Origin of the sequence: Mesorhizobium sp. M0771 (assembly GCF_040320155.1) — a bacterium.
In the GTDB taxonomy this organism is placed as follows: domain Bacteria; phylum Pseudomonadota; class Alphaproteobacteria; order Rhizobiales; family Rhizobiaceae; genus Mesorhizobium.
On sequence record NZ_JAMYPC010000010.1, the window covers coordinates 182,491 to 199,428 of the forward strand.

The 16,938-nt window shown below is 63.0% G+C and carries 16 protein-coding genes; 9 read left to right on the forward strand and 7 right to left on the reverse strand.

Going from position 1 to position 16,938, the window contains the following annotated elements; genetic code table 11:
- The first annotated feature begins 50 nt into the window (after positions 1–50).
- Entirely contained in the window at positions 51–707 is a 657-nt protein-coding gene (gene fsa / locus NKI05_RS17525; RefSeq protein ID WP_023688874.1) for a fructose-6-phosphate aldolase, read from the forward strand.
- An 83-nt stretch (positions 708–790) separates the two neighbouring features.
- Here the strand turns inward: fsa and NKI05_RS17530 are convergent, their stop codons facing one another.
- On the reverse strand, positions 791–1,387 hold the full coding sequence (locus NKI05_RS17530; protein ID WP_023815277.1) for an LPS assembly lipoprotein LptE: 597 nt from the start codon (positions 1,385–1,387) through the stop codon (positions 791–793).
- The gene (gene leuS, locus NKI05_RS17535; RefSeq protein WP_023815278.1) at positions 1,374–4,001 is read right to left on the reverse strand and encodes a leucine--tRNA ligase; all 2,628 of its coding nucleotides are present in this window, start codon (positions 3,999–4,001) and stop codon (positions 1,374–1,376) included. The genes NKI05_RS17530 and leuS overlap by 14 nt, the downstream gene beginning before the upstream one ends.
- Positions 4,002–4,149: 148 nt before the next feature.
- On the opposite strand from leuS, the gene NKI05_RS17540 reads away from it, so the two are divergent.
- From NKI05_RS17540 to NKI05_RS17550, 3 genes are all read left to right on the forward strand, one after another.
- Positions 4,150–4,812 (forward strand): YggS family pyridoxal phosphate-dependent enzyme, encoded by a 663-nt coding sequence (locus NKI05_RS17540; protein ID WP_023815279.1) that lies wholly within the window; start codon positions 4,150–4,152, stop codon positions 4,810–4,812.
- Between the two features lie 88 nt (positions 4,813–4,900).
- Entirely contained in the window at positions 4,901–5,155 is a 255-nt protein-coding gene (locus NKI05_RS17545) for a type II toxin-antitoxin system Phd/YefM family antitoxin (RefSeq protein ID WP_023668654.1), read from the forward strand.
- 141 nt (positions 5,156–5,296) lie between these two features.
- Positions 5,297–6,346 carry an aldo/keto reductase gene (locus NKI05_RS17550; protein WP_023668653.1) on the forward strand — a complete coding sequence of 350 codons (1,050 nt, stop codon included), beginning with the start codon at positions 5,297–5,299 and terminating at the stop codon, positions 6,344–6,346.
- Positions 6,347–6,397: 51 nt separating this feature from the next.
- Here the strand turns inward: NKI05_RS17550 and NKI05_RS17555 are convergent, their stop codons facing one another.
- A complete protein-coding gene (locus tag NKI05_RS17555; protein WP_023700207.1) occupies positions 6,398–7,306 on the reverse strand; it encodes a LysR family transcriptional regulator in 909 nt (302 codons plus the stop codon).
- Positions 7,307–7,429: 123 nt separating this feature from the next.
- Here NKI05_RS17555 and NKI05_RS17560 point away from each other — a divergent pair, with 123 nt between their 5' ends.
- Positions 7,430–8,611: an MFS transporter gene (locus NKI05_RS17560; protein ID WP_286458483.1), complete on the forward strand. Its 1,182-nt coding sequence runs from the start codon at positions 7,430–7,432 to the stop codon at positions 8,609–8,611.
- 43 nt (positions 8,612–8,654) lie between these two features.
- Complete coding sequence (locus tag NKI05_RS17565) at positions 8,655–9,689, forward strand: aldo/keto reductase (RefSeq protein ID WP_352792750.1); 1,035 nt, start codon at positions 8,655–8,657, stop codon at positions 9,687–9,689.
- A gap of 60 nt (positions 9,690–9,749) precedes the next feature.
- Here NKI05_RS17565 and NKI05_RS17570 read toward each other — a convergent pair whose 3' ends face one another.
- The gene (locus tag NKI05_RS17570; RefSeq protein WP_023668649.1) at positions 9,750–10,022 is read right to left on the reverse strand and encodes an usg protein; all 273 of its coding nucleotides are present in this window, start codon (positions 10,020–10,022) and stop codon (positions 9,750–9,752) included.
- Between the two features lie 305 nt (positions 10,023–10,327).
- On the opposite strand from NKI05_RS17570, the gene acs reads away from it, so the two are divergent.
- Together acs and NKI05_RS17580 are read left to right on the forward strand one after the other, a co-directional pair.
- Complete coding sequence (gene acs / locus NKI05_RS17575; protein ID WP_023693191.1) at positions 10,328–12,283, forward strand: acetate--CoA ligase; 1,956 nt, start codon at positions 10,328–10,330, stop codon at positions 12,281–12,283.
- Between the two features lie 9 nt (positions 12,284–12,292).
- Positions 12,293–13,030 carry an MOSC domain-containing protein gene (locus tag NKI05_RS17580; protein ID WP_352792752.1) on the forward strand — a complete coding sequence of 246 codons (738 nt, stop codon included), beginning with the start codon at positions 12,293–12,295 and terminating at the stop codon, positions 13,028–13,030.
- 66 nt (positions 13,031–13,096) lie between these two features.
- Here the strand turns inward: NKI05_RS17580 and NKI05_RS17585 are convergent, their stop codons facing one another.
- Both NKI05_RS17585 and NKI05_RS17590 read right to left on the reverse strand, forming a co-directional pair.
- Entirely contained in the window at positions 13,097–14,365 is a 1,269-nt protein-coding gene (locus NKI05_RS17585; RefSeq protein ID WP_023815282.1) for a class I SAM-dependent methyltransferase, read from the reverse strand.
- A gap of 388 nt (positions 14,366–14,753) precedes the next feature.
- Positions 14,754–15,623: a transglutaminase-like domain-containing protein gene (locus NKI05_RS17590; protein ID WP_023815283.1), complete on the reverse strand. Its 870-nt coding sequence runs from the start codon at positions 15,621–15,623 to the stop codon at positions 14,754–14,756.
- A gap of 180 nt (positions 15,624–15,803) precedes the next feature.
- On the opposite strand from NKI05_RS17590, the gene NKI05_RS17595 reads away from it, so the two are divergent.
- Complete coding sequence (locus NKI05_RS17595) at positions 15,804–16,469, forward strand: HAD-IA family hydrolase (RefSeq protein WP_023684076.1); 666 nt, start codon at positions 15,804–15,806, stop codon at positions 16,467–16,469.
- Between the two features lie 157 nt (positions 16,470–16,626).
- Here NKI05_RS17595 and NKI05_RS17600 read toward each other — a convergent pair whose 3' ends face one another.
- Entirely contained in the window at positions 16,627–16,833 is a 207-nt protein-coding gene (locus NKI05_RS17600; RefSeq protein ID WP_023688862.1) for a DUF1674 domain-containing protein, read from the reverse strand.
- Positions 16,834–16,938 lie beyond the last annotated feature (105 nt).

Sequence of the window (16,938 nt, forward strand, 5' to 3'; positions counted from 1 at the left end):
CAACCCCGAATGTGCATGGCATGCACATGGAAATCTTTCAGGAGACCCCCATGAAATTTTTTGTCGACACCGCTGACATCAAGGACATCAAGGAACTGAACGACCTGGGGCTGCTCGACGGCGTGACCACCAATCCCTCGCTGATCCTGAAATCCGGCGGCAAGATCGCCGAGGTCACCAAGCAGATCTGCGACATCGTCAAGGGCCCGGTTTCGGCCGAGGTTGTTGCGGTCGAATACAAGGACATGATGGCCGAGGCCAACATCCTGGCCAAGATCGCCGACAATGTCTGCATCAAGGTGCCGCTGACGCTCGACGGCCTGCGCGCCTGCAAGACGATCCGCACCGAGATGAACCGCATGGTCAATGTAACGCTGTGCTTCTCGGCCAACCAGGCGCTGCTGGCGGCCAAGGCCGGCGCCTCGTTCATCTCGCCCTTCGTCGGCCGCGTCGACGATACCGGCGCGGACGGCATGGAACTGATCCAGGAGATCCGGCAGATCTACGACAATTACGATTTCGACACCGAGATCCTCGTCGCTTCGGTTCGCACCGTGAACCACGTCAAGCAGGCAGCCCTGATCGGCGCCGATGTCGTTACCGCGCCGGCCGCGACGCTGAAGGCGCTGGTCAAGCACCCGTTGACCGACAAGGGCCTGGATCAGTTCGCTGCCGACTGGGCCAAGACCGGCCAGAAGATCGGCTGAGATCGGGTTCGATACAAAAAGGCCGGGAAACCGGCCTTTTTATTGCGGACTGCTAAAGTCGAGTTGGCAGCGCCAGGGAATGCTCAGGCTTTCTTGCCGTGCCTGACCAAGTCCTGGGCGACGGACAGGCTCACCATTTCAGCCAGTTCACGCGCGGCGCGGTTCTCAGCGTCGAGCTGCGCCCGGTAGGAAGCGAACTCCTGCGTCGGCTTGTCGAAGGATGATGGGATCGACCGCTTGCCGGTGGCGATCACCACGCCGGTCCTGGCATCGGTCAGCACATAGTTTGCGGTCAGCGTCACCGTGCCTGCCGTCGGTTCGTCTTCGTCGGTCTGGATCTGCACCACCGCGGCCGATTCGACCAGTTCGGTGACACCGAGATCGAGCATGTAGACCGGTGCCGTCGTTTCGCCGGCACCCTGGCCGAAGGCGAAGATCAGATTGTTGCGGACCTGCTGGGCATAGCGGGTCTTGACCGGCTTGACCGCGATCGAGGCGAGCTCCGCCGACGCGCTGACAGTCGAGCCTGCCGTCAGCGGCGCGCTCGAATAGAGCGGCCTGACCGTGCAGGCCGAAATCAGCGTCATCGAGGCCACCAGCCCGCAGAGCGCGGTGCGGCGCAGCAAGCGCGTCGTCTTTTCCAGATCGGGCCCCATCCTTCTGAAGTCAAGCAACGACATTGACGATCCTCTGCGGCACGATGATCACCTTGCGGGGCGCCTTACCTTCCAGCGCTTTCTGCACGAAGTCGAGAGCCAGAACCGCTTTTTCGACCGCACCTTGGTCCGCGTCGCGGGCAATTGTCAAATCGCCGCGCTTCTTGCCGTTGACCTGAACCGGCAGCACGATCTCGTTGTCGACCACCAGTGCCGGATCGTAGACCGGCCAAGGCCGTTCGGCGACCAGATCGGTGCCGCCGAGCGTGTGCCAGCACTCTTCAGCCAGATGCGGCATGACCGGCGCGACCACATGCACAAGGATCTCCACCGCCTCGCGGCAGGCGCCTTTCAGCGCCGCGTCGGCCTTGCCCTCGGCGACGTCGTTGAGCGGCGCGGTCAAGGCATTGGCCAGTTCGTAGATGCGGGCGATGGCCCGGTTGAAGCCGAGCTTCTCGATATCCTCGCCGATAGCCTTCAGGATCTTGTGCGCGGCCTTGGAAACGGCCCCCGCCTCGCCCTCCGGCGCCGCCTGCGGCTTGGCGCCGTCAAGCGTCTCGGCGGCAATGGACACCAGGCGCCAGACACGCTGGATGAAGCGATGTGCGCCGGCGGCGCCATCGTCCGTCCATTCGACGTCGCGCTCGGGCGGCGAATCCGACAGCATGAACCAGCGTGCGGTGTCGGCGCCGTAGCCGTCGGTGATGTCTTCCGGGCTTACCGTATTCTTCTTCGACTTCGACATCTTTTCGAGTGAGCCGATCGCCGCCTCTTCGCCGGTGGCGATCTCGATGGCACGGCGCTTGCCGCCGATATCCTCGACCCTGACCTCAACCGGCGACAGCCAGCGCCCATTGTTCGACGCACCGCCGACGCGGTAGGTTTCATGCACCACCATGCCTTGCGTGAACAGACCCTTGAACGGCTCGGCCAGGTCGAGATGACCGGTCGCGCGCATGGCGCGGGTGAAGAAGCGCGAATAGAGCAGATGCAGGATCGCGTGCTCGATGCCGCCAATGTACTGGTCGACGGCCAGCCAGTCATCGGCAGCCTTCGGCTCCGTCGGGTCATTGGCCCAGGGTGCTGTAAAGCGCGCGAAATACCAGGACGAATCGACGAACGTGTCCATCGTGTCTGTCTCGCGCCGCGCATCCTTGCCGCATTGCGGGCACGTCACATGCCGCCAGGTCGGGTGACGATCGAGCGGATTGCCGGGACGGTCGAACTCGATGTCGTCGGGCAGCTTGACCGGCAGGTCGGCCTTCGGCACCGGCACCACGCCGCAATCCTCGCAATGGATCATCGGGATCGGGCAGCCCCAGTAGCGCTGGCGCGAAATGCCCCAGTCGCGCAGGCGGAAGTTCACCTTGCGCTCGGCCATCGGCCTGCCGCCGATGGTCTTCTGCTCCAGGAGCTTTGCGACCTCGTCGAACGCCTGCTCCGGCTTCATGCCGTCGAGGAAGCGCGAATTGATCATCACGCCATCGTCGACATAGGCCTCTTCCGTGACCTGGAAGGTCTTGGCGTCGCCATCTTCGGGCATCACCACCGGGATGACCGGCAGGCCGTATTTGTTGGCGAAGTCGAGGTCGCGCTGATCGCCCGACGGGCAGCCGAATATGGCGCCGGTGCCGTATTCCATCAGCACGAAATTGGCGACATAGACCGGCAGCGTCCACGAGTCGTCGAACGGATGAACGACGCGGATGCCGGTGTCGAAGCCCTTTTTCTCCGCCGTCTCAAGCGCGGCCACCGAGGTGCCCATATGTCTGATTTCGTCAATGAACTTGGCCAGTTCGACATTGGTCTCGGCGGCCTTCCTGGCCAGCGGATGGTCGGCGGCGACAGCCATGAAGGAGGCGCCGAAAATGGTGTCGGGCCTGGTCGTGTAGACTTCCAGCTCGTGCGTGTCCCCAACCGGAGCAGCCAGCGGCCAGCGGATCAGCAGCCCTTCCGAGCGGCCGATCCAGTTCTGCTGCATCAGCTTGACCTTTTCCGGCCACTCGCCGAGACCATTCAGGGAATCCAGCAGGTCCTGCGCATAGTCGGTGATCTTGAAGAACCATTGCGTCAGCTCGCGCTGTTCGACCAGCGCGCCCGAACGCCAGCCGCGCCCATCGATGACCTGCTCGTTGGCGAGCACCGTCATGTCCTCCGGATCCCAGTTGACCTTGGAGGATTTGCGCGTCACCAGCCCCTTCTCGACGAAATCGAGGAACAGCATCTGCTGGCGGTGGTAATAGTCGACGTCGCAGGTGGCGAATTCACGCGACCAGTCCAGCGACAGGCCCATCATCTTGAGCTGCTCGCGCATGGCAGAGATGTTGGCGTAGGTCCATTCCTTGGGATGGACCTTGTTCTGCATCGCGGCATTCTCGGCCGGCATGCCGAACGCGTCCCAGCCCATCGGATGCAGCACGTTGAAACCCTTGGCCCGCTTGTAGCGCGCCACCACATCGCCCATCGTGTAGTTGCGGGTGTGGCCGATATGGATCTTCCCCGAGGGATAGGGGAACATCTCCAGCACGTAGTATTTCGGCTTTGGATCGTTGTTATGCGCTTCGAACAGCTTCTTTTCGGCCCAGGCCTTCTGCCATTTGGGCTCTGACGCGCGCGGATTGTATCGTTCGGTTGCCATCGGATGATTTTCACTTAAAAGCAGGCGCAGACCGCCGGACAAGGCCCGGTGGCCAAGGTAAATGTCGTCGCGGTGTTCACCATGGATTGCCGGACCCGTCAACTGCGGCGAGCCGGCCAAGACGATTAAAGACAGGCAGGATATGGACATGGCCAGCGCCGTCGAACAGTTTTTCGCCGTCAAGACGAGGATCGCTGCCGCCGAGCGCGAGGCCGGCCGCGACGCCGGTTCGGTGACGCTGGTTGCGGTGTCGAAGACTTTTGAGGCCGACGTCATCCGCCCGGTCATCGAGGCTGGCCAGCGCGTCTTCGGCGAAAACCGCGTGCAGGAAGCGCAAGGCAAATGGCCGGCCTTGAAAGCGGAATTCCCTGATATCGAACTGCATCTGATCGGCCCGCTGCAGTCGAACAAGGCGAGGGAAGCCGTAGCTCTCGCCGACGTCATCGAGACCGTCGACCGCGAAAAGATCGCCGCCGAACTCGCCAAGGAAATCGTGCGCCAGGGCCGCACGCCGAAACTCTACGTCCAGGTCAATACCGGCTCGGAGCCGCAAAAGGCCGGCATCGAGCCGCGCGACGCCGTCGCCTTCGTCGCCCGCTGCCGCGATGTCCACGGCCTCGCCATCGAAGGCCTGATGTGCATCCCGCCGGCCGACGAAAACCCCGGCCCGCATTTCGCCCTGCTGGAAAAGCTCGGCATGGAGGCCGGCGTGGCAAAACTGTCGATGGGCATGTCCGGCGACTTCGAGACCGCCATAGCCTTCGGCGCCACCAGCGTCCGCGTCGGGTCAGCGATTTTTGGAAGCCGGTAGCCTTCGGCTTCGTGAGACACCTGTCGTTCCCCGGCTATTCGAGCTAATGTTTCGAGCACATCCGGCGAGTTAGCGAGGACTATTCTTCTTGGACTGGCACCTCAGGGACGCGAGAAACAATCTTTCGAAGCTTGTACGACAGGCGCACGAAGAAGGGGCGCAAACCATCACCTTGCGCGGAAAGCCGGCTGCCGTCGTATTATCTCCTGATGACTATGACCAACTGATCGGCGCAAAGCCTTCGCTTGCCGAATATCTTCTCTCCGGTCCCGCGTGGGACGACGATTTCGACGAGGAGGTCAACCGCCGCTCAAAGACGATGATCCGACCCGTGGAATTCTGATAGATTTTTCGGCATGAAGATCTCGCGACGGTTGACGGGCTCTATGAGCCAACTGCGCTAGGTCGATTGTGCCACCACTGGAAACGAAACGCACCGTTCCTATTTGCATGGCGTCATCACACATCTGCTGGAGCCGCCACCATGCGCTACAATCAACTCGGAAATACGGGGATGTTCGTTTCCGAACTGTGCCTCGGCACCATGACCTTCGGCGCCGCCGGCGAGAATGCCCAATGGGGCCTGATCGCCAGCCTCGACCAGAAGGGCGTCAACGACATCGTTGCCCGTTCCATCGCCGCCGGCGTCAATTTCTTCGACACGGCCGACGTCTATTCATTCGGCCAGTCCGAACGCCTGCTTGGCCAGTCGCTCAAGGATCTTGGCGTCAAACGCTCGGACGTCGTCATTGCCACCAAGGTGCATGGCGCCATGGGCCAGGGCCCGAACGAGCGCGGCTCTTCGCGCGGCCACATCATGGATTCGGTCGAGGGCAGCCTGGAGCGGCTGCAGCTAGACCATATCGATCTCTACCAGCTGCACGGCACCGACACCGTGACGCCAGTCGACGAGACGCTGCGGGCGCTCGACGATCTCGTTGCCAGCGGTAAGGTCCGCTATGTCGGCGTCTCCAACTGGGCGGCCTGGCGCATCGCCAAGGCGCTGGGCGTTGCCGAGCGCAAGGGATTTTCCCGCTTCGAGACCATCCAGTCCTATTACTCGATCGCCGGCCGCGACCTCGAGCGCGAGATCGTGCCGCTCATCAACGAGGAAAAGCTCGGCCTGATGGTCTGGTCGCCAATGGCCGGCGGCCTGCTGTCGGGCAAATACGGCCCCGGCGCTCCCGGCAATGGCGAAGGCCGCCGCGCCGCCTTCAACTTCCCGCCGGTCGATGAGGACCGCGCCTGGGCGGCTGTCGCCGTGATGCGCGAGATCGCCCAGAAGCACGGCGTCAGCGTCGCCACGGTGGCGCTCGGCTATGTCCTGGCCAAACCTTTCGTCATGAGCGTCATCATCGGCGCCAGCCGCATGGAGCAGCTCGAGCAGAACCTTGCCGCGGCCGAGGTGAAGCTCGACGCCGACGATCTCGCCAGGCTGGATGAGGTCAGCGCGCTGCCGGCCGAATATCCCGGCTGGATGCTGGAGCGTCAGGGCGCCGGTCGCCGCCCGGCGCCGTTCACCCCGAAGAAATAGTCACCGCTGTCGCCTGATGCTTGGGGGGTCATCTGGCTCCCCAACGTCTTTTCAGCTCATCCGCACGCTCTCGACCAGAAAGTCGAGAAACGCCCGCACCCGTGCGGGCAAATGCCGGCCCTGGCCGACATAGACGGCGTGGGTAGGCTCCTCGTCGCCCGGATTGAAATCCTCCAGCAGCGCCGTCAGCCGCCCCGCCGCGATGTCATCGGCCACATGCCAGTGTGCCAGCCGGGCGATGCCGGCGCCGCCGACCGCCATCAACCGCATCGACTCGCCATCGCCGACCAGCGTGTTTCCGGTGATCGGCACCATGACGGCGTTCCCGGTTGCATCGACAAACGACCAGCCATCGACATGCCGGACAAAGCCGAAAGCCATGCGATTGTGCCGGTCGAGATCTGCTGGAACCAGCGGCGTGCCATGCGTCTTGAGATAGGACGGTGCGGCAACGACTGTCATCCGGCTTTGCCCGAGCTTGCGCGCCACCAGCCGCGACTCGCCGAGCGGCCCGGCGCGGATGGCGACGTCGGCACGCTCAGCCATCAAATCGATGACGCTGTCGGTCAGCACCAGATCGACCGAAATCCCGGGGTAGCGTTCGAGGAAATCAGGCAGCAGCGGGATCAGCCGATGCACCCCGAAGGGCACATAGGAGTTGACGCGCAGCCGTCCGCGCGGCGCGGCACCCACGGCCGCCTCGCGCTCGGCCGCCGCCATATCGGCCAGGATGCGCACCCCGCTGTCATAGAACGCCGTCCCTTCCGGCGTCAGCTGCAGCTTGCGCGTCGAGCGCGTGACCAGCCGCGCGCCGAGCCTTGCCTCCAGTCGCGCGATCAGCTTGCTCACCGCCGACGGTGTCATACGCAGCGAACGAGCCGCAGCCGAGAAACTGCCCGCCTCGACGACGCGGACGAACACTTCGATCTCGCCGGAACGGTTGATATCGGGTCTGGCCATTTGTGAATCTATTTCACAGGAAATATGCCCAAGGCAAGTCTGGTTCACAAGGCATGGCAACACGATCTCTGCGGTCGGGGCGCGGGTCTGGTCGCGTTCATCGAGTTCGAACTGGAAACCGCCATGCCTCTTGCTCTCTACGCCCTCGCTGCCGGCGCCTTCGGCATCGGTGTCACCGAATTCGTCATCATGGGGCTGCTGATCGATGTCAGCAAAGATCTCGGAGTCTCGATCTCGGCCGCCGGCCAGTTGATTTCGGGCTACGCGTTGGGCGTCGTCATCGGCGCGCCGCTTTTGACCATCGCCACCGGCAACTGGCCCCGCAAGACCGTCCTTCTGGCCCTTATGGCGATCTTCACGCTCGGCAACCTCGCCTGTGCGATCGCCCCCGACTACTGGACGCTGATGGGCGCCCGCATCATCACCGCCTTTGCCCATGGCACTTTCTTTGGCGTCGGCTCGGTGGTCGCCACCGGCCTGGTCGCGCCCAACAAGAAAGCCTCGGCGATCGCGCTGATGTTCACCGGCCTGACTATCGCCAACATCCTCGGCGTGCCCTTCGGCACTTGGCTCGGCCAGACCTTCGGCTGGCGCGCCACCTTCTGGGCCGTAACCCTGGTCGGCTTGGCAGCCTTTGCCGTCATCCTGCTTCTGGTGCCGCGCAGCAAGGAAGCGCCCGAGAAGACCAATCTGCGCGCCGACCTCGCAGTGCTGCGCCGCACGCCGGTGCTGCTCGGCCTCGCCACCACCGTGCTCGGCTATGCCGGCGTCTTCGCCGTCTTCACCTACATCGCCCCGCTGCTCACCGAGATCACCGGTTTTGGGGAAGCCGCCGTGTCGCCGATCCTGCTCGTCTTCGGTGGCGGTCTTATCGCCGGCAATCTGCTTGGCGGCAAGGTCGCCGACCGCTGGCTGGTGCCGGCGGTGCTCGGCAGCCTCGTGGTGCTGGCGTTGGTGCTGGCCACAATGACCTTCGCCGTCCACAGCCAAATCCTGGCCGTCATCTATGTCGGCCTGCTTGGTGCCGCCGCCTTCGCCACCGTGGCGCCGCTGCAGATGTGGGTGCTGGAAAAGGCGCAAGGCGCGGGCCAGAGCCTCGCCTCGTCCTTCAACATCGCCGCCTTCAACCTCGGCAATGCCGCCGGCGCTTGGCTTGGCGGCGCGGTGATTGCCCATGACCTCGGCCTCGGCTCACTAACCTGGATCGCCGCTTTGCTGCCGGTCGCGGCTCTTGGCGTCGCTGCCCTGGCGCTGCGCCTCGATCGCGCCCCCACAATCGGGGTGCCGGTCTGCGCCCAGTCATGAGCATCACGCGCAATCCTTCTTCGACATCATCAAGGAGCATAAAATGGATTATCGACGTCTCGGCGCATCGGGCCTGAAAGTGCCCGCACTCTCTTTCGGCGCCGGCACTTTCGGCGGCTCCGGGCCGCTGTTCGGGGCCTGGGGCAACAGCGATGCCAAGGAAGCGCGGCGGCTGATCGACATCTGCCTCGAGGCCGGCGTCAATCTGTTCGACACCGCCGATGTCTATTCGAACGGCGCCTCCGAGGAAGTGCTTGGCGAAGCCATCAAAAGCCGCCGCGACGCGGTGCTGATCTCGACCAAGACTTCGCTGCCGATGGGCGACAGACCGGCCGACTACGGCTCGTCGCGCTCGCGGCTGATCAAAGCCGTCGACGCCGCCCTGAAGCGCATGGGCACCGATTACATCGACCTGTTGCAGCTGCACGCCTTCGATGCCGGCACGCCGATCGAGGAGGTGTTGTCGACGCTGGACGACCTCGTGCGCGCCGGCAAGCTGCGCTATGTCGGCGTCTCCAACTTCTCCGGCTGGCAGGTGATGAAATCGCTGGCGGAAGCCGACAAGCATGGCTACCCGCGCTACGCCGCGCATCAGGTCTACTACTCGCTGGTCGGTCGCGACTATGAATGGGAGCTGATGCCGCTCGGTATCGACCAGGGCATCGGCGCGCTGGTGTGGAGCCCGCTCGGCTGGGGCCGCCTGACCGGCGAGATCCGCCGCGGCCAGCCCCTGCCGGAAAAGAGCCGGCTGCACGACACCGCCGATTTCGGCCCGCCGGTCGCGGACGAACATCTCTACCGGGTCATGGATGCGCTTGATGCGATGGCTGAAGAGACCGGCAAGACCGTGCCGCAGATCGCCATCAACTGGCTGTTGCGGCGCCCGACCGTGTCCTCCGTCATCATCGGCGCCCGCAACGAGGAACAGCTGCGCCAGAACCTCGGCGCCGTCGGCTGGGCGTTGACGCCGGAGCAGGTCAAAAAGCTCGACATGGCAAGCGAAGTGACCGCGCCCTACCCGTACTTCCCCTATCTCCGCCAGGAAGGTTTCGCCCGGCTGAACCCGCCTGCGGTGTGATCACACGACGTTGAAGCTGCCAATCTCCCCCCTTGCGGGGGAGATCAGCTATACTGCCGCTCAGTGCAGCACGAACTCCCCATCCACCTTCCGCCATTCGTTCGGCGCGATCAGCTTCTGGTGCGTGTAGCTGATCGAATGCAGCGGCCCGTCGAGCCTGGCCTTCCAGAACTCGATGAACTTGATCAGCACCGGAAACTTCGGCGCCAGATCGTAATCCTGCCAGATGAAGCTCTGCAGCAGATGCGGGTGGTCGGGAAAATGGTACAGAATCTTGGCCGTGGTCAGGCCATACCCCTTGAGCATCAGGTCCATTTCGGAATGATCGCGCATGACAGCCCCTTGGCCTAGTTGATTCTCCATTCCTCCCAACACCGAATTGTGCGCGCCGTTCCTTAACTGTCTATGATTTTCCTGATCCCAGTCGGGTTTTATGCACGAAAACATGCAGTTAGCAGCGACCGCTGCCGAGTGCTGATGCAACCGAAACGGGAGCTGCGGCATCCCGCCACGCGAATCCAACGTCTAATGTTGCCGTCAGCGCGGAACTGTTAATAATGCCGCCGAATTCGCGGCTGCGTCGCCGTGATCCTGGCTGAGGTCAAGCCGGCGGGCTCGTTTGGGAGGAAAGTGAAGACATGTCCGAGGTGAAGATCCACCGCGTCCAGCCGGCGTGGAAGAAGAATGCGCTGATCGACAACGACACCTACCTCAAATGGTATGCCGACAGCGTGAAGAATCCGGACAAGTTCTGGGGCAAGCACGGCAAGCGCATCGACTGGTTCAAGCCGTTCAGCAAGGTCAAGAACACCTCCTTCGAGGGCAAGGTCTCGATCAAATGGTTTGAGGACGGCGAAACCAACGTCTCCTACAACTGCATCGACCGCCATTTGAAGAAGCGCGGCAACCAGACAGCCATCATCTGGGAAGGCGACAATCCCTACGACGACAAGAAGATCACCTATAACGAGCTCTACGAGCATGTCTGCCGGCTCGCCAATGTGATGAAGAAGCACGGCGTCAGGAAGGGCGACCGCGTCACCATCTACATGCCGATGATCCCGGAAGCGGCCTACGCGATGCTGGCTTGCACCCGCATCGGCGCCATCCACTCGATCGTCTTCGGCGGCTTTTCACCGGACGCGCTGGCCGGCCGCATCGATGACTGCAAGTCGACCTTCGTCATCACGGCCGACGAGGGCCTGCGCGGCGGCAAGCCGATCCCGCTGAAGGAAAACACCGACAGAGCGATCGAAATCGCCGCCAAGGCCGGCACCAAGGTCGATAAGGTGGTCGTCGTGCGCCGCACCGGCGGCAAGACCGGCTGGGTTCAGGGACGCGACATCTGGTACCATGACGAGATCGCCACGGTGAAAGGCGACTGCAAGCCGGAGAAGATGAAGGCCGAGGATCCGCTGTTCATCCTCTATACCTCAGGCTCGACCGGCAAGCCGAAGGGCGTGCTGCACACCACCGCCGGCTATCTCGTCTATGTCTCGATGACCCACCAATATGTCTTCGACTACCATGATGGCGATATCTACTGGTGCACCGCCGATGTCGGTTGGGTCACCGGCCACAGCTACATCGTCTATGGCCCGCTCGCCAACGGCGCCACCACGCTGATGTTCGAGGGCGTGCCGAATTACCCCTCGCAGTCGCGCTTCTGGGAAGTCATCGACAAGCACAAGGTCAACATCTTCTACACTGCGCCGACGGCACTGCGCGCGCTGATGGGCGCCGGCGACGAACCGGTGAAGAAGACCTCGCGCAAGTCGCTGCGCGTGCTGGGCTCAGTCGGCGAACCGATCAATCCGGAAGCCTGGGAGTGGTATTTCAACATCGTCGGCAACGGCAAGGTGCCGATCGTCGACACATGGTGGCAGACCGAGACCGGCGGCATCCTGATCACGCCGCTGCCCGGCGCCACCGACCTCAAGGCTGGTTCGGCGACGCGGCCCTTCTTCGGCATCAGGCCGCAGCTGGTCGACGGCGAAGGTAGGGTGCTGGAAGGGGCGGCCGACGGCAATCTCTGCATCGCCGATTCCTGGCCCGGCCAGATGCGCACCGTCTATGGCGATCATGACCGCTTCGTGCAGACCTATTTCTCCACCTACAAGGGCAAATACTTCACCGGTGACGGCTGTCGCCGCGACGCCGATGGCTATTACTGGATCACCGGCCGCGTCGACGACGTCATCAACGTTTCCGGCCACCGCATGGGAACGGCCGAGGTCGAATCGGCGCTCGTCAGCCATGAGAAGGTGTCGGAAGCAGCTGTCGTCGGCTATCCCCACGACATCAAGGGCCAGGGCATCTACAGCTACGTTACCTTGATGAAAGGCGTGGAGCCGAGCGAGGAACTGCGCAAGGAGCTCGTGGCCCATGTCCGCAAGGAGATCGGCGCCATCGCCTCGCCCGACAAGCTGCAGTTCGCACCCGGACTGCCGAAAACCCGCTCCGGCAAGATCATGCGCCGTATCCTGCGCAAGATCGCCGAGGACGATTTTTCCGCGCTCGGCGATACCTCGACACTGGCCGATCCGGCCGTGGTCGATGATCTGATCGCCAACCGCCAGAACAAGAAGGGCTGAGGGGATTTGATGGCTGCACTGGGCGCAGTCACGGAGCTCTGGCGTTACCCCGCAAGTTCGCTTGCCGGCGAACGCCAGGACGCCATTTCGGTCGGCCTTGAAACCATCGACGGCGACCGGCTGTTCGGCCTTGTCGATGTCTCGGACAATGAGATCGCGCGGCCCGACCGCGACGCCAAGTGGCACAAGGTGCCGCGCATCTGCACCCGGCTCACCAACGATCGCGAGCTGGAGATCGCCGTTCCCGACGGCGACTGGCTGGCAGTGCCGGGTGTGGAATGCGACCAAGCCATCTCGGCCTATCTCGGCTTCGCCGCCTCGATCCGGCCGTTCAGCCAGGACAACGCCCCCGGCTACACCGGCCCGCTCACCGCGGCGCGCTACCGCAAAGCGCCGATCCATCTCTTGACCACCGCATCGCTGGCGCGGCTAAAGGCGCTGCACCCCGAAGGCATTCCCAATCCGCGCCGCTTCCGCCCCAACATTGTCGTCGACATGGCGGCGGTCGAGAGCTCGTTTCCCGAGACCGAATGGATTGGCCGCAAGCTTGCCATCGGCGACCTGCTGGTGACCGTCTCGGAGCCGTGCCGCCGCTGCGGCTTCACCATCATCAGCCAGGACGGCTTCGACCACGATCCCGGCATCCTGCGCAATCTGGTCCGCCACAACGCCCATAATCTCGGCGTCTATTGCACTGTGGACAGGCCTGCCGGCGTCGAGATCGGCGCGCCGATGCGGTTCGTGTAGGCCTCTACCGCGAGGCAGCGAATCGCAGACCTTGGAAAGCGTGGGGTTCGGCCCCGAATCCTATCTCTACCGATACAGATCCGCCCGTGTCGGCGGCAGCCCGCTCAGGCCGCGTGCGCGTTTGGTGACGACGGTCTGAAAAATCTGCGCCGAGGCGCGCTCGAAGGTGATCGAGCAGCCGGTGAGATAAAGCAGCCACAGCCGTGCCTTGGCCTCGCCGACTTCGGCGACCGCCTCGTCGAAGCGAGCCTGTAGCCGCTGGGCCCACAGCCGGCAGGTGCGCGCATAGTGCTCGCGCAGATTCTCGACGTCGTAGACCAGGAAGCCATGCGCCTCCAGATTGCCCAGCGTCATGCCGATCGTGTCGAGTTCCCCGCCGGGGAAAATGTATTTGAGCAGCGCCTTGAACTCCGGCCCCTTGCGCAAGGTTTTCTTCAAGTCGCCCTTGCTTCGCCTGGTGATGGCGTGGTGCAGATAGATGCCGCCGGGCTTCAGCAAGCGATGGATGGTCTTGAAATAGCTGGCGTGGTTGGCGAGGCCGAGATGCTCGAACATGCCGATCGAGGATATCTTGTCGAAGGAGCCTTTGAGTTCCGCATAGGATTTGATCTCGATGGTGATGCGGTCCTGCAGCCCTTCGGCGCGGATGCGCTCGCGGGCGAGATCGGTCTGCGCCTGCGACAGCGACACGCCATGGCCGACGACGCCGTAATTTTTGGCCGCATGGATCAGCATGGCGCCCCAGCCGCAGCCGATGTCGAGCAGCTTTTCGCCCGATTTCAGCCTGAGCTTGCGGCAGATATGGTCGAGCTTGTCGGCCTGCGCCTGGTCGATGCCATCGGCGAAATCCTTGAAGTAGCCGCAGCTGTAGACCATGCGCTCGTCGAGGAAGAGCCGGTAAAAGGCATTCGAAATGTCGTAGTGATGCTGGATCGCCTCCTGGCTCGACCCGCTGACATAGGGGTTGCGACCCGACAGATCGGTGCGTGCACTCATCTGCTTGCGTGACAGGAGCACCGCCGGCAGGTCGCGCAGGATCGCCAGCTTCGGCAGCGACTTGAGCTTGGTCCTGAGCTTGCCTTGCGACGGCAGTGCGTAGAAATCGAAAATCGTCCCATTTTCGATGTCTATCGTCTTGGAGATCCACATCTCGATCAGCGTCGACAACGATGGCCGCTTCACCACCTGCCAGACGATGTCCTGGTCGTTGATGGTGAGCACGGGCCCGGTGGCGGGACCGATTCGCTCGCCGGTCCACAGCTTGACCGCAAAACCCGGCTTCAGCGTTTCGATCACCGTTCGCACGATGCGCGCGGCCTTCTCGGCTGCCTCCATGGCAATCCTCCCGAGTCCTGACAATCCACCTTGCATGGATTTTGCCCGCCCTCGCGGCTCTTCGCAACCCGGCGCAAAAGTCGGCTCGCCAGCTATTTCAAATCGGCATCTTGTTTTTTGCTGCAACGCACCCCATCATCTGTACGTGTTCAACAAATCGAAAGGAGGTGATCCGATGTCGAGTGATTTCGTTTTCCAGAACGTGGCCTCAGCGGATTGCACTTTCGGGAAGCAGTCTTCCCGTTAAGGCGCGATAAGCGCGGCGGGTGACCTCGGTCGCCGCCATTGGCCGCGCCACGGACGGAAACACGGAAGGCCGCCGGCTTCGTCAAGAAGCGGCGGCCTTTTCCATTTCCGGATTGTGTGTCGAAGCGGATCAGACATCCGGTCACGCCAGCATCCGCGCGCTGACGGTCTTGTCGACGCCGTGATAGGGCGGGTTGAACAGATTGCCTTCCTGCTCATAGGTCCAGACCTTGAACAGCGAGAGCTGATGCGGCCCGAAGCTGTGCAGCAGCGGCACGTCCGTGGCATCACGACCGCGCGCGATGACGACGCGGCCTATCCTCGGACGATTATGACGGGGGTCGAACGTATACCATTTGCCCTCGAGGAACACTTCCATCCAGGCTGAAAAATCCATCGGCGCCGGATCTGCCGGCACGCCGATGTCGCCGAGATAGCCGTTCACGTAGCGGGCCGGGATGTTCATGCAACGGCAGAGCGTGATCGCCAGATGGGCGAAGTCGCGGCATACGCCAACCTGCTCCTCATGCGCCTGGGCCGCGGTGCGCGTCGACCGCGCATAGCCATAGCCGAAGGACAGCCGGTTGTGGACATAGTCGACGATCGCCTGCACCCGCGCCCAGCCAGAGGGAACATGGCCGAAAAGCTGCCAGGCCAGACTGCTCAGATGATCGGTCTCGCAATAGCGGCTGCCGAGGAGGTAGCCGAGCACATCGTCCGGCAGTTCCGCCACCGGCACTTCCTTGGCCAGCGTGTTGACCGCGTCAGGCTCGCCGCTGTCCTCGACGGCTCCGTCATAGAGAATGCGGAAACTGCCGGCGGGTACGGTGAAGCGGCGGCAGGTATTGCCGAACAGATCGTGATAGACCTTGCTCGGCACTGAAGGCGACGTCAGCACGCGCGTCTGCCGTTTGATGTCGGCCTGACGATCCCTGTGGATATCAAGCAGCGAGATGACCGGCGTGGCGCCGACGCATTCAATGGCGATTTCGTAGCCGAGCCGGATCAGCACAATGATTGCCCCTTCGATCCCGTGGAAAACAGTATGCTCAAAACGCCAGAGGCGGGACCATGGTTCCCTGGAACTATCGAAAAGGCTCTCGCGCGGCTTCCCAGGCAGGCGTGGCGACGTTACGGTCGCACGACATGTTTCGACCCTCCCGAAACGATCCCTAACCCCATGGAAAATCGGATGTTTGCAGGCAGAAAATTCGCCGCGTTCCTGTTCGATATGGATGGCACGGTGCTCAATTCGATCGCCTCGGCCGAGCGCGTCTGGGCGGCGTGGGCGCTTAAGCACGGTCTCGACGTCGAAGCCTTCCTGCCGACGATCCATGGCGTGCGGGCGGTCGAGACCATCACCAGGCTGGCGCTTCCCGGCGTCGACCCTGTTCATGAGGCGTTTGTGCTTTTGCAGGCCGAGTCGGACGATGTCGAAGGCGTGCTGCCGATCGCCGGCGCCGTGCCGTTCCTCAACGCTTTGCCGCCAGAGCGCTGGGCGATCGTCACCTCGGCGCCGCGCCCGTTGGCGCTGCTGCGCATGCGGGCCGCCGGCATCCCGGTTCCCGCCTTGGTGGTCGCGGCCGAGGATGTGTCTCACGGCAAACCGGCGCCAGACTGTTTCCTGCTGGCGGCAAAACGGCTCGGCGTCGACATCGGCGATTGCCTGGTCTTCGAGGATGCGCCGGCCGGCATCGCCGCCGCGGAAGCAGCGGGAGCGTCGGTGATGGTGATCAGCGCCACTCACCAACATCCAATGACGACTCAGCACAACTCGATTGGTGGCTATGAAACCGTCTCCATCGCCATCGATGACAGCGGCTGGATGACGCTGGGGGCACAGCGCAGCGCGGCCTGAGAACTGGAGAACTGGAGAACTGGAGAACTGGAGAACTGGAGAACTGGAGAACTGGAGAACTGGAGAACTGGAGAACTGGAGAACTGGAGAACGGCTGTGCGCCTTTTTCTTCAACGCTTCAGTTCACCAGTTCCCCAGTTCTTCCGTTCCTGAACCCCTAGAAATCGCTAGCCAGTCCCTTCACTTCCCAGTCGCCGTAGCGGCCGGGTTCCTTGCCGCCGCGGCCGCCGATTTCCTTCGGCAACGCAGCTTCCTTCTGGCGATACGCTTCACGGCGCGCCTCGGCTTCAGCCAGCGCTCGGCTGGCCGCCGGCGTCAGGTCCTTCTCCCGGTCGGCATCAGCTTTGCTGGGTTGGTCGGTCATGCGATAGTCCGGGCGGATTGAAACCAAGGGCGGCGTTTCCCATCATATAGCCATGAGTTCACCCCGATCGACCTTTTTTTGCCACGGCCGCACAGGGAGCAGATG

Bases quoted from the DNA above. Each gene is read 5' to 3' on its own strand.
- fsa (WP_023688874.1), top strand. From the start codon at position 51: ATGAAATTTTTTGTCGACACCGCTGACATCAAGGACATCAAGGAACTG.
- NKI05_RS17530 (WP_023815277.1), bottom strand. From the start codon at position 1,387: ATGTCGTTGCTTGACTTCAGAAGGATGGGGCCCGATCTGGAAAAGACG.
- leuS (WP_023815278.1), bottom strand. From the start codon at position 4,001: ATGGCAACCGAACGATACAATCCGCGCGCGTCAGAGCCCAAATGGCAG.
- NKI05_RS17540 (WP_023815279.1), top strand. From the start codon at position 4,150: ATGGCCAGCGCCGTCGAACAGTTTTTCGCCGTCAAGACGAGGATCGCT.
- NKI05_RS17550 (WP_023668653.1), top strand. From the start codon at position 5,297: ATGCGCTACAATCAACTCGGAAATACGGGGATGTTCGTTTCCGAACTG.
- NKI05_RS17555 (WP_023700207.1), bottom strand. From the start codon at position 7,306: ATGGCCAGACCCGATATCAACCGTTCCGGCGAGATCGAAGTGTTCGTC.
- NKI05_RS17560 (WP_286458483.1), top strand. From the start codon at position 7,430: ATGCCTCTTGCTCTCTACGCCCTCGCTGCCGGCGCCTTCGGCATCGGT.
- NKI05_RS17565 (WP_352792750.1), top strand. From the start codon at position 8,655: ATGGATTATCGACGTCTCGGCGCATCGGGCCTGAAAGTGCCCGCACTC.
- NKI05_RS17570 (WP_023668649.1), bottom strand. From the start codon at position 10,022: ATGCGCGATCATTCCGAAATGGACCTGATGCTCAAGGGGTATGGCCTG.
- acs (WP_023693191.1), top strand. From the start codon at position 10,328: ATGTCCGAGGTGAAGATCCACCGCGTCCAGCCGGCGTGGAAGAAGAAT.
- NKI05_RS17580 (WP_352792752.1), top strand. From the start codon at position 12,293: ATGGCTGCACTGGGCGCAGTCACGGAGCTCTGGCGTTACCCCGCAAGT.
- NKI05_RS17585 (WP_023815282.1), bottom strand. From the start codon at position 14,365: ATGGAGGCAGCCGAGAAGGCCGCGCGCATCGTGCGAACGGTGATCGAA.
- NKI05_RS17595 (WP_023684076.1), top strand. From the start codon at position 15,804: ATGTTTGCAGGCAGAAAATTCGCCGCGTTCCTGTTCGATATGGATGGC.
- NKI05_RS17600 (WP_023688862.1), bottom strand. From the start codon at position 16,833: ATGACCGACCAACCCAGCAAAGCTGATGCCGACCGGGAGAAGGACCTG.